The sequence below is a fragment of the Clostridium algifaecis genome, from assembly GCF_017874415.1.
In the GTDB taxonomy this organism is placed as follows: domain Bacteria; phylum Bacillota; class Clostridia; order Clostridiales; family Clostridiaceae; genus Clostridium_B; species Clostridium_B algifaecis.
In genome coordinates this window covers 1-14,908 of record NZ_JAGGLM010000014.1, presented here as the reverse complement: position 1 = coordinate 14,908, position 14,908 = coordinate 1, and the positions used below count along the sequence as shown (strand labels likewise).

Below are 14,908 nucleotides of genomic sequence, written 5' to 3'. Positions count from 1 at the left end.
ATCTGGACAAAATACAAAAAGTATGTTTATTTTTTAACAAGGACAGAAAAAGCCGTTATGTTGAAAAAAAATTAAGGGAGTGAATGTGGATGAAAAAACTTAAATTTAATGTAAAGAAAAATTTAACTGTAACACTTCTTGTTGTTTTAGCTATAGCTCTTGGAGCAGGCTTAATAAGTTATGTAAATAAAACACCTAAACCTAAAGAGGACAAAGTTTTATCAAATATTAATAAGGTAGATGAAGTTAAGATAGACGAAATAAAAACAGAAAATGAAGAAAAAGCTAAAGTACCAGTTATTAATGCTGCTGATAGTACAGAAAAATCCTCTCAAAATAATGTTGTAAGTAGTAATACTGAAACAGTACCTAAAAAACCAGAACCACCAAAGGAAAAACCTAAGACTAAAGAGGATATAACAAATAAAAATAAAGTACCTACTTATCCCGAAAAAACAGTAAAACCACAGAAAGAATCAAGTCCTAAGGGAGGAGAAAAAAACAACAAAGGGCAAGTTTATTTCCCAGGCTTTGGATGGGTTGATGATAGTGGAGCTAATAAAGGAGAAACAGTAACATCTGATGGGGATATTAACAAACAAGTAGGGACTATGGATTAAAAAACAAAAAATATTTTTAGAGAGTATGGTTAGAAGCTATACTCTCTATTTTTTGGAGGTGTAAGTTGAATGAAAAGAGTAACAGCATTTTTACTTTGTTTAATGTTAATAATTTTTTCTGTACCTATAAGTGTATTTGCTGAAGGCGATGGAAACTTTGACGGTGGAGGTGGTGGCATGGGAAATGGATCATCTCAAAACTTTTGGAATCCAGGGAATGATGGGGTAAGAGTTACTGTTATTAGGTGTAGAGATCAAATGCCAGTAACAACACCTATAGATTTTTCAAACAAGAACCAACCATCTTCAATGGGTCATTTTGGTAAAAAATCTAAAATTCAATATAGAAATGGAGCAAGCTTAACCCCTCAGATGAATGGTTATAGCTATTCCAAGCCATCACAGCCTATGCCAAGGATAATTGGTTCAAGTAGCTATACTATAAATATTGAAGCTACTAAAAAATACTTTTGCTCTGAATATGCGCTAAAATTAATTGCAAGTCTTACTGGTATGAATTATGAAAATCTTATAAGCGGAGATTATAAAATACTTATTGAACCTATAGCTTACATGACTTTTCAAGGAGTGTATATGGCAATGACTGCACATGAAGCAGCATTATATGATGAAAAACTTGGAGGAGGTTTAAGAGCAAAGATGGTAAGTTTATCTCATAAGAATTTGCCCCTTGCTTTGTTTTTACAAACTTCTGATTTAGGTTTTGCTGCTTGGTCAGGATCGAGTAATCAAAAGGTATCAAATACTCAAATAAAAGCCTATTTAGGACTTGGTGTCATAAGGTTTAGTGAGGCGGATAAGGGAGTAGATATTGATAGTAATTCCTATGAATATAGATGTGACACAGATGTTATTACTTCAATAACTGTAAATACAGATAGAAGAAGAACACCTGACAATCCTGTATCTGTAACCTTTAGGGTAAATGGACAAAACTACACTGTAAGTAATATTTATATTCCAGAAGGAGAATCTCAAAAGGTTTGGTTTAAATGGCACACTCCCAAAACACCACAAACATTAAATATAGATGTAAGTATAAGTGGAGCATCTGCAAATAAAGCAAATATTATAGCCAAAATAGTAGACCTTAAAGAAAACACTCCACCAAATCCTACTGCTAATGATAAAAATCCAAGTTTTAAAGCTTCTAGTATTCCAAGTAAAGCTCCAAAAACTTCTGCTACATGGGGAAAATGGGATTGCTATTGGGAACCTAAATGGGAATGGCAGGCAAACTGGAGCTGGGTTAGTACAGGTAAAAACACAGGATACTGGGTTGATAATGGTCATTGGGTTGATAGAGGAGATTGGAAATATAAATGGATAAGTTACTATGCTTATCTTTCAGCCAATATGAACCTTCAGCCAGATGCTAAAGTCCCTACAGCCTATTCAAAAACTATGAAATCAGGATATGGAATAAACTTAAATGTAAATTCTAATCTTAGTTCTAATGCTCCAAGCTCATCCATAACAGGTGCTCAAAATGTTATTTCTTATTATCCTGAATTTAATTATAAAACTTATAATAGAGTATTAGAAATGATAACAGCAGGTTATTCCTCAAGTTTTCAGCTTAGAAAAAATAAATATTCTACCTATAATCAAAGAGTACATTTTACTCCAATATGGTATCCAGATGGAACCTATTCTGTATATGCAGAAGTAATAGATGTATGGACACCAGAGGGTATGCTTTCAATTAATTTGAATGATTATGTAAACATAAAAGGCAGCTTGTATGACGATTGGCATATAGGCCCACAGTTTTAGGGTGAAACCTATGAGGTTTAATATAATTTATGCTGATCCACCTTGGAGTTATAAGGTATATTCTAAAAAAGGTAAAGGAAGATCTGCTGAAAATCATTATAATACTATGAGTCATGAAGATATATACAATCTTGACGTAGCAAGTTTAGCTATGGAAGATTGTATTTTATTTTTATGGGTTACTTTTCCTAACTTACTTGTAGGGCTTGAAACTATGAAAAGATGGGGATTTACTTATAAAACCTTAGGGTTTTGCTGGGTAAAGAGAAATAAGAAAAGCCCAAATTGGTTTTGGGGACTTGGATTTTGGACAAGAGCTAATCCGGAAATATGCCTAATTGGAACTAAAGGTCACCCTAAAAGAATATCAAAAGCAGTTCATTCAGTTATAGATTTACCTATTGAAAAGCATAGTAAAAAACCTGAGGAAGTAAGGAAAAGAATAATTGAGCTTTGCGGAGATTTACCAAGAGTTGAACTCTTTGCACGAGAAACTCATGAAGGCTGGGTTTGTCTTGGTAATGAAATTGATGGCTTAGATATTAGAGAAAGTATTAAAAAAGTAAAGGAGATGTAAAAAATTATGAGAGTATTAATAGTTCAACCTCAAGTAAGACCTTATGTTGCAGAAATAGAAGAAGGTTTAAAACCTATGCAGGAGATAGTTGGAGGTTCAATTGAAATGGTAGATTTAGATGAAAATACAAACCTAGTTTGTAATGAAGAAGGTAAAATAAGAGGTCTTGAAGGAAACAGACGTATCGGCAGGGATATAATTGCTGGTACGTTTTTTCTTTGTGGCTTTAATGAAGATGGAGAATCTATTTCTCTAACAGATGAACAGATTTCAAAATACTATGAAAGGTTTAGAGAACTAGAGAATTATTCACAAGAACAAGTAGAAGACTCAGCTTTTATGGAAATATATATACCAGATTATGAAGATGATATGGAGCTATAGGAGGTACACCATGAAACCTATTATACCAATTATTATGCTACTACTTTCTTTAATTTTTGGAGGTTTAACACTAACAGTTTTAAAGAAAAAAAGTAAAAAAATAAATACTACAGAAAATAAAGAGCAGAAAACTGCTAATGAGTTTGTAAATGTAAAAGATATTAAAGAACGATATTTATATACACGAGATGGCTACATTATCATGTATATAAAAATTAATCCTATAAGCATTGATTTGTTATCAGAAAGAGAAAAAAAGCTTTTATGCAAAACTCTCACAGCAGAACTTTCAAGTGAGCAAAAGCCATATAAGTTTTTAGCAGTATCAAGACCAGTAGATATTTCACCACTTATAAATGAGTATACTGGCATTATTTCAAATAGCTCAGATCAAAAGCAAAAGGATTTGCTAAGAAATGAAATGCTTGTAATGAGTAATTATGCCTTATCTGGAGAAGTTGTTGAAAGGCAATTTTATATAATGCTTTGGGAAAAGTATGAAGAAGATATTGAAAGAGAAATATCTAAAAGATGCTATGAATTTAAGTCAAAGCTTGAAAGTGGAAATATACAATGTGAAATTTTAAAGCAGCAGGATATAGTAAGGCTATGTAATCTTATTAATAATCCAGCTTATACAAATATTGAGGATAGTGAGTTTGAAGCCACTATCCCTATTTTTTAAGAGAAAAGGGAGATGTGAAAATGATAAAAAATAAAAATAATTTGAACCAAGAAATTTTATTAAATAAATCCTTGCTAAATATAATAACTCCAATGGGACTTGAAATAAAAAGAAATAGCTTAGTTATAGGTGAAAATACAGGAAAAGTATATGGAATAGTTAAATATCCTCAAAAAGTTGATTATGGATGGCTTTCTAAAATTACCAATATACCAAGTACTATTGTCAGTATAACCTTTAAGCCTATTGATAACAGTTCTTTTATTGAAAGTCTTTCAAGAAATGTAATACAAAGCCGTGGAGCAGCTGAAAGTGCTAAAGATCCACTAGCTCAGAAAAGGGCAGAACGTTCAGCTTTAGATGGAGAAAAGATAATGGTGCAAATAGACCAAAACGGTGAAACTGTTGGACTTATGGGAATTACTATTATGCCAATATCAAGAGGAGATGAAAGCTTTAATAAGGTTTGCAGAAAAACTGAAAGTACCTGTGCCATGAGTAAATGTAAACCAAGAAACCTGTCAAACTTGCAGGAGCAGGCATTTAAAAACTGCTCACCTTTTTATACTTCAGATGAAAATATAGAGCAGATAGTAAGCAGAATAGTTCCTTTATCCACCTTTGTAGGTGGATTTCCTTTTTCATCGAGCGGTTATAATGATGGAACAGGTTATTATTTCGGAAGAGATTCCAGTGGTGGATTAATTATACTAGATACTTGGAAGAGAGGAAATGATAGAACCAACACTAACATGGTTATAATGGGGGTAGCAGGAGTTGGAAAATCTACAGCAGTTAAACATATAGCCTTATCTGAATATATGAAAGGTACTAAAATTATATTTGTAGATCCAGAAAGAGAATACAAAGAGCTATGCGAAGCTTTAAAGGGAGATTGGATTAATGCAGGTGGAGGCAGTAATGGAAGAATAAATCCACTTCAAATAAGACCAACACCAGTAGATGATAACGATGAAGTTTATAAAGATGAAGGTCAAGGTATGGGTGATATGGCTCTTTATATTAAGAATTTAGAAATATTCTTTAGCTTGTACATTCCATCCTTAACAGATAGGGAGAGAGCTATACTAAAAGATTGCCTAATTGAGCTATATAATAACTTTGGCATATCTTGGGATACAGATATAAACAAATTAAATAATGAGGATTTTCCTATATTTTTAGACCTTTATAATTTGATAGATAAAAAAGCAAAAGAAAAAACAAGAAAAGAAAGTGAAGCCAATATTTATGATGATCTCGTATTACTTTTAAAAGATATAGCCATGGGAAGTGATTCTTTTCTTTGGAATGGATATAGCTCTATTAAGACTAATACAAGGTGTATATGTCTTGATACCCATGATTTACAAAATACTAATGACAATATTAAAAGGACTCAATATTTTAATATTCTTACTTGGTGCTGGCAGGAAATGAGCAAAGATAGAAATGAAAGAGTACTGTTAATCTGCGATGAAGCTTACCTTATGATTGATACCAATGTACCTCAAAGTCTAGTATTTTTAAGAAATGTTGAAAAGAGAGCAAGAAAATACGAAGCAGGAGTTGCTATAATAAGCCATTCAGTTGTAGATTTTCTTGATCCACAAATAAAAATGTATGGACAGGCACTTCTTGATATACCTTGCTTTAAAATTATAATGGGTACAGATGGTAGAAATCTACAAGAAACAAAGGAACTTTACAATTTAACAGATGCAGAGGAGGAGCTGCTTGCTAGTAAGAAAAGGGGAAATGCACTACTTATGATAGGTTCTAAAAGGCTTCATATAGTATTTGAGATACCAGAATATAAATTTGAGTATATGGGTAAGGCTGGAGGAAGGTAAGATAAATTGAGAATATATGGATTTTTATATTTAATTGTGGAAATTGGTGGTATAATTTATAGTAAATTAGGTACACAATATGAAGTTTATTGCTTGGATTAGAAAGAAAGGTAGCCTTATTTAAGCAAATTAATTACTTTATACAAATATAAAATAAGAGGGACAGTGGGGGAAGTTATGGATAAGATAAATGTAAACTTAGAATATTGCTTTGGAATTGAAAAAATGGATTATTTATTTAATTTTACAGATGATAATGTAATAGCAATATATGCGAGAAATGGATTAATGAAAACATCATTTTCAAAAACTTTAAAGAAAATTCAGGATGATCAAAGAAACTTAATCAAAGATGAAATATTTGGTTTGGATGGTATAGCAAATGTAACAAAAGATGGTGCAGAAATACAAAAGGATGATATTTTTGTAATAAAATCTTTTGAGAATTCATATGAATCTGATAGCATCACTTCGTTGTTAGTTAATGATGAAATAAAAAATAAAATCTCAAAAGTTCTAAAATTAAAGGAAAAACTTATTAAATCACTTGAAAAATATTCTGGATTAAAAATGGTAAAGACAGTAGGCGGAAAAAAAGTATACGAATTAGAACCAATTATAATTAAGGATTTTAATTTTTCGGAAAATAGTTTTTTATTAAATATTAAGAAACTAGCAAATGAAACTATGGAATATGAGTGTTCTAATATTAAGTATTCTAGCATATTTGATGATACTGTTATTAAAAAAATTACATCACGAGAATTTCAAGATAAAATAGATGATTTTATTTTAAAAAGTGAGGAGATTTACTCTGAGTATGAGTTTTTAGAAAAGGGTAAGTTTACTCTCCCAAAACTTAAAGATATTGGGAAAGCATTAGATAAAGATAAATTTTTTGTAAAAGATAATCATATGTTTCTTGGTGATAATTTGGAAATAAGAAATAGTGAAGACTTAAATATAAAAATCGGTGAAATAGAGGAGAAAATAAAGGCAACGCCAGTATTTCAAGAGATTGAAAAAATGTTGAGTGACTCTAAGGGTATTATTTTAAAAGATATAATTGAAAGTACGCCTGACATAGTTACGTTTTTAAAAGTAAATAAGTTAGATGAACTAAAAAAATGCTTATGGTTGTCCTATATCAGTGCAGAGAAATCAAAATTTGATGAGCTAGTAGCTGAGTATAAAAGTTTAGAACAAGAAATTGATACTGTGGATTTGGATGATACACCATGGAAAAGAGCATTGAATATATTTGAAGAAAGATTTACCGTTCCATATAAAATGAAAATATCAAATATGAAAGGTGCTATTATAGGGGAAAGTGTTCCAAGAGTAGAATTTGCGTTTAAACGCAATGATAAAATTGTTGAAATGGATAGAGATTATTTGGAAAAGATAGATGTTCTTAGTCAAGGAGAAAAGAGAGCATTATATTTGCTTAATATTATTTTTGACATTGAAAGAATACGTGATGAGGGCAATGAAAAATTAATTATCGTAGATGATATAGCTGATTCTTTTGATTATAAAAATAAATATGCTATTGTTGAATATTTATATGATATGGCAAAAGAGGATAAATTTCATCTGATAATTTTATCACATAATTTTGATTTTTTCAGAACTGTCTCAGGGCGTTTAAACATTAAGAGAGAAAATAGATTATGTGCAGAAATGGTAAATAATAAAATAGAATTAAAACAGGAAAAATATCAAAAGCAACCTTTTGAACATTGGAAAAAGCATCTAAACAAAAGAAATATTTTGGCACTTATACCGTTTGCAAGAAATATAATAGAATATAGCGAAGATAGAAATATTGGAGGATTGTGTGGGATTGATAAAGATTACATACTTCTTACCCATTTACTTCATGAAAAAAATTTTACAGATATAATAACCTTTGATGTTCTGAAAAAAGTATATAAAGAATATTTAGGGGTAGATGGATTTGATGAAACAATAAAATTAACATCTAGTGTTTGTCCTGAAATTTATATTATTGCGGATTCAATATCCAAATCTGAAGTTGATTTGGAAAATAAGATTATCTTAGCTGTTGCGATTAGACATAAAGCAGAAATTTATATGATTAATGAGATTAATAATTATACTGGAAATATTAATTGGAGAGAAGGCAAAACGACAAAGACAGGAACAGTTGAAGCATTTATGCATCATATTTCTTTATCTAGAAACCAAACTAGAGAATTATTTAGTGGATTTAAGCAATTTGGAGACAGCGATAAAGTTAAAGTATTAGAAGAAGTAAATATTATAACACCAGAAAATATACATTTGAATTCTTTTATGTATGAACCAATTTTGGATATGGATATACTTGAATTAATTAATTTGTATAATGAAGTTAAAACCTTATAATTTGAGATTAATAATAGTGTATATAATAGCACCTATATAAATTAGGTGTTATTTCTTTACTCGAAAAATTCAAAAGGAGGCATTATACCATGGCAATAGATCCTAAGTCAGCAGCCACCATTGCTAAAATAGCAATTCAAGTTGTAAAAGATGATGAAACCAGAAATAAAATAATTTTTATATCACTAGCACCGATTATTTCGGTGCTTTTAATTTTGGCTTTTATTGTATATATTCTTACAAACCCACTGGAAATGCTGAGTAGCATTTTCTTTGGAAATGAGTTAAACCAAGTGAAAAACGTAAGAAGTCAATATGGATATGAACAATTAATAAATTCTAATGACAATAGTTATTTAGAAAGTAGTGGATTAGATTTTTCGGGAACATCCTTTAAAGATGGTTCTACTGAAGTTGTTTATTATAATCAGGCTGATTCTAGATGGAAGGACAAGCCTTATGGAAAAACAGGTGCTATAGGAAGAAGTGGTTGTGGTCCGACTTCTCTTGCTATAGTTGTGTCAAGCCTTACAGATAAAAAGGTTGATCCAGTTCAAATGAGTCAATGGTCTTATGAAAATGGCTATTACTGCGAAGGTGTGGGTTCTTACCATACTTTAATACCTGATGGAGCAAAACACTTTGGACTTAAAGTAGAAGGCTGCACTTCAAGTGAGCCACAAAAGATAGTAGATGCTCTTGCAGCGGGTAAACTTATAATTGCTATTATGGCAGAAGGACATTTTACAAGGAATGGTCATTTTATTGTGCTTAGGGGAGTAACAGCAGATAAAAAGATTTTAGTTGCTGATCCAGTAAGCAGGACAAGAAGCGAAGAAAAGTGGGATTTATCAATAGTATTAAATGAAGCAAATAAAGGAGCAGATGCAGGAGGTCCATTTTGGATAATCAGTAAACAATAAATAGAAAGGGGTAGAGTACTTTGAAAAAGAAGTTATTAATAGAGCTATTTATATATATTGTAATTGTGGTTATAGGGTTTATTTTACTATTTACTTATAAACCTAATCACAAACCTATAGACGTACCAGCAGACTATAAAGTGGCAAGGGGTGAGAGCAGTGCTTTTGTATCTATCAAGCAATGAAAATATAGGATTATTTGATTTTTTATCTAAGGAAAAAGGTATGGTAATTAAAAAGCTTTCAGGAGAATTTTATTTAAAAAAATTTGTAATTCATGATATGAGAAATTTAAGTCACTACTCTTATTTTGCCATTGATTTAAAAGCTCTTAAAGATACCGAAAATGAAATAATTGAAGCAATAACAGCCTTTAAAGCCATGTATGATTCAAGAATAATAATCTTTGCTGAAGGATTAAAAAGAGAAGACAAAATAATATCAAACCTTATAGAAGAAAAAATCTACAACGTTATAATTTCTAAAGAAATACAAGAGATTAAAGATGAAATATTAAAATGTTTAAGCAATATAGGAAAGACAGAGGAAGATTGGAATATAAAAGAAATTCATGGAAATCAGTATACATTTAATTATAAAAATATAAAAATAGCAGTTGCGGGAGTATCATCAAGAGTTGGTACAACTACAACTGCTTTTAATATGGCAAGATTTTTATTTAATATTGGAGCTAAGGTAAGTTATACAGAAGCTAATGAAAGTGGTCATTTAAAAGAAATAGCTACTTATTATCAATTTTTAAAGTTAGAAAATTATTATAGATACAAAGGCGTTGAATACTATCCTAATAAGCAATTTCCTAATGATGTAAACTATCAAATTTTTGATTTAGGCAGCTTGTACAAAGGAAATATAGCAATATTTAAAAGCTGTGATATTAAAGTTCTATGCAGTGGAAGCAAGCCTTATGAAATTATAGAAACATATGAAACAACTAATTCTGTAAAAGATTTTAATTATAATATTTTGTTTTCTTCAATATCTAATGAAGAGAATTTTAAAATAAAAAAAAGCTTTGAAAACAGTAAGGATAATATACATTTTCTTAAATATTCACCAAGTCTATTTGATGGAAAGATTAATGAAGATATATACAAAGAAATAATTAATGACTTTATTACCTAAACTTGAAGAGAGGAGGAGCTATTGTGAAAAAAGGAGAAATGCTTGATAAAGTATATAAATCAAATCTACCAAGCAGAGCAAAGCAAATAATGTTTTATCTTATAAATAGAGCTAATGTAGAAGGAACCTGCTTTCCTTCTGTAAAAACTATAGCCAATGACTGCGGAGTATCAGAAAGAACTATACAAAGAAACATGAATATTCTTGTAGAAGAAGGATTCATTATTAAAGAAGAAAGATATAGGGATAATGGGGGACAAAGTTCTAATCTATATAGACTTCAAATAAAGCCTGAAAATAATAATATTAAACCTAATGCTAATGAAAATAAGTTAGATGAAGAAAAGCTAAAAGATATTGAAGTGAAAGAGGAAATAAGCAAAATAGAGAATATTAAAGTAGTTAGTTTTGAGGATTATGAAAAAGAAAAAGATGTTATACAAAATGAAACAAAGAAAGAAAAAAAGTATATAGTAGATGTTTCGATGGGCATTCCTTTGAATAAAGCAAATTTTGTAAATAAATATAATTGTCACCCTAGTATTTTCTATGAAATAGGAAAAAAAAGAAAGACGATTACAATCATGTCAGCATTAAGTTCACTATGTCATGGGGAGAGCGACAATTTGTACCCTCCATGAAATATACAATATAAGGTTTATAGGATATTGAAAGATAAGTATATAAATGTCAAAAAATAATGCAAATATAAAATTTACCAATTAATTTGTCAACATATATTGTAATTATTAGTTAAAAAGAATAAACTAATAATTGGAATAATATAAAAATTTTTAATTAACGAGGTGCGAAATGACCGGATATATAACAGTTCAAGAAGCAGCGGAAAAGTGGAACTCGACCAAAAGAAGGGTATAAGTTTTATGTTCTGATGGTAGGATTCTTGGTGCTACTAAGTACGCATCTATACGTATAATTTCTAAAAATGTTAAAAACCAATAAAAAGAAGGCTTTTTATAAAAATAAACAATTCTAAAAAATTTAATTTTTAATGGGGGAAAAAAGGTGGATATTAACGAGAATAAATCAAAATTTATAGATGAAATGCTAAGCTTTAAAAAAGACATTCAAAGTGCATTAGAAGGGGCTATTAATATAGGGGCGTTAGAAAAGCAAAGAAGTGAGTATCAAGGTAAATTTAGTAAAGAAAGATTCAAAGATTACTTTGTGAAAAAGACTACGTTACATATAGTATTTAAATATATTCTTATAAGAATGAGTGAGGACTTACAAAAAATTGTAAACCCTAAGTTCAGTATAGAAGGAATAAGAAACTGGAATGAAATGAGCAAAAATTACCGTAAGGATTATCTTATGCTTTTTAATATAGCCTCAGAGGATATTAGAAGAACAAAAGAATTAGGAGGAATATTTACATCTTCTATTTATGACAATTATATAGAGAAGTTACAGCGTAGCGTATTTAATAAAAAAGAAGATAATCATATTGAAATATTAAAAGAGTATGACTTTAGAACATTAGATCCTAATACGGCAGTAAGTTTATTTGATAAATTGTATCCAAGTGAAGATAGAGAAAATCTACAAGGATTTTTAGAGGATTCAAAAATTACAACCTATCTTATGAAATCTTTAGGGTTAATGTAAGGAGTGAAAAAATGAGTACTGAAAATACAGTTGATAAAGTGAAATTAATCTCCGAATTAAAAGAGATTCACAGTGAATTATTTCAGGTATATAAAAAACTATTTGATTTTAAATATAAACATGATGAAACATTTAAGGTATTTATAGATAATGAATATAAAGAAAATGGTGTTGCTAGGAAAGAGCAAAAAGCATGGAATGATAACTTCTGTCATAGAGCCTCTTATACTTTATTAAACAAGATATTATTTGTAAGAATATGTGAAGATAAGGGCTTTATGAGAAATGCTGAAGACTATATAGCAGGGGAAGTAAAAGACCCCCATATTGGTGAAAAATTATCTAAAGTTGGACTTCAAAAGTGGGGAAGGTTAATTACAAATTATACGCTAGGTGAATTGATTAAATTTGCCTTTAATGATATGAAGCAGTCCTATAGCAATATAGTGCTTTATAAAGAAGATAAATATGAAGTACTCAATCCAAGAGATGAGGATTTTAATCTGAAATATATGGATGGAGATAAAGAAACTAAGACTTTAGTTTTAAATTTTGAAAATGTGTTAAGTAATATCATAGAGAAACTAGATACTAATAATTTTAACTTTAAGCATACAGATGGAAATATTTTAGGTGATGTTTACGAAAAATTTATGGACAGAGAAACCCGTAAGGCCATAGGTCAATTTTATACTCCAGAATTTGTAATAAAGTATATATTAAAAAATACTGTAGAAGAAGCAGATGTAGTAGAAAATCCTTTTGTAACTGTTGCAGATATTTCTTGTGGATCTGGGCACTTTTTGATAATGGCTTATGATATTTTAAGAGAAAAGTTTTTAAGTAATCTTGAAACATTAAAAGAGCAATATGCAGAGGATATCTATATAATAAAGAAACATGGAAAAGAGATACAATTAACAGGTAAGGAATATTGGAATAAAGAACATATTCACTACCACATATTAAAACATTGTATTTTTGGAGCAGATATAGATAGTTTTGCTGTACAGTTAACTACCATAAACTTACTTCTAAAGGATTTAGATAATTTTACTGATGAGTTAAATATTATTGAATGTGATAGCCTAATAAAGTTCGAAAAAGATTATGATTGGATGTATTTAGAAGAGCAATTGAAGCAAGAATTTGAAACTGTAGTTACAACTCAAATAAACTTATTTGGAGAAGAAGAGAGAATTGAAAAGATTATTAGAAAAGAAACTTATAAATTAAATTATAAAGATGTATCAGGAATAGAGAAAGAAGAAATAATCAATAGAGAAAAGTTAGAGGAAATTCTAAATTTATGTAAGTTTTGGAGTGGAAAATTTGATTATATTGTTGGAAATCCGCCATATGGATCTGAAGTAAATAGTTTACATCTTAGAGATTATTATATGTCAACATATAATGATGTGCATATGAGAACAATTGATGTTTATAACTATTTTATTTCAAGGGCTACAAACAAAATTACAACTAAATTAGGATATATTATTCCGAGTACATTATTAACTCAATATGAATATACAGAATGCAGAAAACATTTAATAAATAACTTCCAAATTAAAAGACTTATAAATTTAGGAGAAAATGTATTTGATGACAACTCATATCCAACTATGATTATAACTTTAGATAAGGATAAGAATGAAGAAGAAGTTAAAATATTGGATATAAGTAGTAGTTTGAACAATGAGGAAAGGGAAAAAAGAATTAACGATTATAGTTTATATATGAATATTAATCAGGAGGTTTACAAAAATGTAGATAACCACAAGTTACTACTTATAAATGAAAAGTTTATTAATCTAATGTTTCAAATTAAGTCAAAGCATAAAAGACTCATAGATTTTTGTGAAAATGTATCAGTTGGAATAGCAAGTGGTAACGATAAAGCATTTGTTATTAAGTCTAATGAATTAGATAAAGTCGATAATATTTTATTAAAGAAATTGCTTGTCGGTGGAAATATAAATAGATATTCGATAGAGTATTCAGATAAATATGTTTTATATATAAATCGTGAAACAGACATGGTAACTTGTAATAAGACAATAGAATATCTTGAAAACTTTAAAGAACAATTAAGTTCTAGACGCGAAGCAAGAAAAGGTATAATGCGATGGTATGAATTGCACTGGCCAAGAAGTTCAGAACTGTTTGAGTCAAAAAAAGTAATATGCAGACAAACAGGAGATGAATTAATAGCAACTGTAGATAATAATGCTTATTACACATTAAATAGTATAATTGACATTGTATTAAAGAAAAATGCTGGAATTACAGAAGAATATGTGTGTGCAATTTTGAATTCAAAATTAATGAATGTATATTATCAATTACTTGTACAAGAAAATGATAAATTGTTTGCAGAAGTTAAACCTGTCGTGTTAAAAGAATTGCCAGTACCTAATATTGGTGAAATTGAACTTGAGACTATAAATAAATTAGTTGTAAAGATAATGAATCTTAATTTGCTAAATAGAGGTTTATATAAAAAATTTATTGTGGATAAAGATGTACTAAATAATTATATTAAAATTGTTGATGAAATTGAAGAAAACAATTGTGAGATATATAAAGCCGAAAATCAATTAAACAATATTATATATAGAATATTTCAAATGGATAACGAAGCAATTAATTTAATTGAGGAATATTATAATAAAAAACATAACATAGACTTAGTATCTGTAGATAAATTTAAAATTGATGATTTAATAAATCAACACATAAAAAATAATTTAAGTTTGTTAGAAATATCTAATAAGTATGGTATAAATCTTAAAAAGATTATTGAAGGTAACCGTCAAATAAGAAAGTGGATAGAAAGTGTTAGAAAATTATGAGATAATCTTCTAAAATAAGTTTTTAAAGTTTTTCAAGTTAACTTTAAA

The 14,908-nt window shown here is 29.1% G+C and carries 13 protein-coding genes; all 13 read left to right on the top strand.

Annotated features, from left to right (window positions below; genetic code table 11):
- Positions 1-89 precede the first annotated feature (89 nt).
- The 13 genes from J2Z42_RS10160 to J2Z42_RS10100 all read left to right on the top strand — a co-directional run bounded on the left by J2Z42_RS10160 (position 90) and on the right by J2Z42_RS10100 (position 14,860).
- Positions 90-620, top strand: a complete 531-nt coding sequence (locus J2Z42_RS10160) for a DUF6550 family protein (protein ID WP_209702528.1) — start codon at positions 90-92, stop codon at positions 618-620.
- Positions 621-689: 69 nt separating this feature from the next.
- Positions 690-2,417, top strand: a complete 1,728-nt coding sequence (locus J2Z42_RS10155) for a DUF8193 domain-containing protein (RefSeq protein WP_209702527.1) — start codon at positions 690-692, stop codon at positions 2,415-2,417.
- 10 nt (positions 2,418-2,427) lie between these two features.
- A complete protein-coding gene (locus tag J2Z42_RS10150; protein ID WP_209702526.1) occupies positions 2,428-2,994 on the top strand; it encodes an MT-A70 family methyltransferase in 567 nt (188 codons plus the stop codon).
- Positions 2,995-3,000: 6 nt separating this feature from the next.
- Positions 3,001-3,378 carry a DUF3846 domain-containing protein gene (locus J2Z42_RS10145; RefSeq protein ID WP_209702525.1) on the top strand — a complete coding sequence of 126 codons (378 nt, stop codon included), beginning with the start codon at positions 3,001-3,003 and terminating at the stop codon, positions 3,376-3,378.
- 10 nt (positions 3,379-3,388) lie between these two features.
- Positions 3,389-4,063: a TraC-like domain-containing protein gene (locus J2Z42_RS10140; protein WP_209702524.1), complete on the top strand. Its 675-nt coding sequence runs from the start codon at positions 3,389-3,391 to the stop codon at positions 4,061-4,063.
- 20 nt (positions 4,064-4,083) lie between these two features.
- Positions 4,084-5,916, top strand: coding sequence for a VirB4 family type IV secretion system protein (locus J2Z42_RS10135; protein WP_209702523.1), 1,833 nt, complete (start codon positions 4,084-4,086; stop codon positions 5,914-5,916).
- A 177-nt stretch (positions 5,917-6,093) separates the two neighbouring features.
- The gene (locus J2Z42_RS10130) at positions 6,094-8,307 is read left to right on the top strand and encodes an ATP-binding protein (protein WP_209702522.1); all 2,214 of its coding nucleotides are present in this window, start codon (positions 6,094-6,096) and stop codon (positions 8,305-8,307) included.
- A gap of 89 nt (positions 8,308-8,396) precedes the next feature.
- On the top strand, positions 8,397-9,230 hold the full coding sequence (locus tag J2Z42_RS10125) for a C39 family peptidase (RefSeq protein WP_209702521.1): 834 nt from the start codon (positions 8,397-8,399) through the stop codon (positions 9,228-9,230).
- A 20-nt stretch (positions 9,231-9,250) separates the two neighbouring features.
- Complete coding sequence (locus J2Z42_RS10120; RefSeq protein WP_195892709.1) at positions 9,251-9,415, top strand: hypothetical protein; 165 nt, start codon at positions 9,251-9,253, stop codon at positions 9,413-9,415.
- A complete protein-coding gene (locus J2Z42_RS10115) occupies positions 9,390-10,376 on the top strand; it encodes a hypothetical protein (protein ID WP_342590017.1) in 987 nt (328 codons plus the stop codon). The genes J2Z42_RS10120 and J2Z42_RS10115 overlap by 26 nt, the downstream gene beginning before the upstream one ends.
- A gap of 23 nt (positions 10,377-10,399) precedes the next feature.
- Complete coding sequence (locus J2Z42_RS10110) at positions 10,400-11,017, top strand: helix-turn-helix domain-containing protein (RefSeq protein ID WP_209702519.1); 618 nt, start codon at positions 10,400-10,402, stop codon at positions 11,015-11,017.
- A 385-nt stretch (positions 11,018-11,402) separates the two neighbouring features.
- Positions 11,403-12,005 (top strand): hypothetical protein, encoded by a 603-nt coding sequence (locus tag J2Z42_RS10105; RefSeq protein WP_209702518.1) that lies wholly within the window; start codon positions 11,403-11,405, stop codon positions 12,003-12,005.
- Positions 12,006-12,016: 11 nt separating this feature from the next.
- A complete protein-coding gene (locus J2Z42_RS10100; protein WP_209702517.1) occupies positions 12,017-14,860 on the top strand; it encodes an Eco57I restriction-modification methylase domain-containing protein in 2,844 nt (947 codons plus the stop codon).
- Positions 14,861-14,908 lie beyond the last annotated feature (48 nt).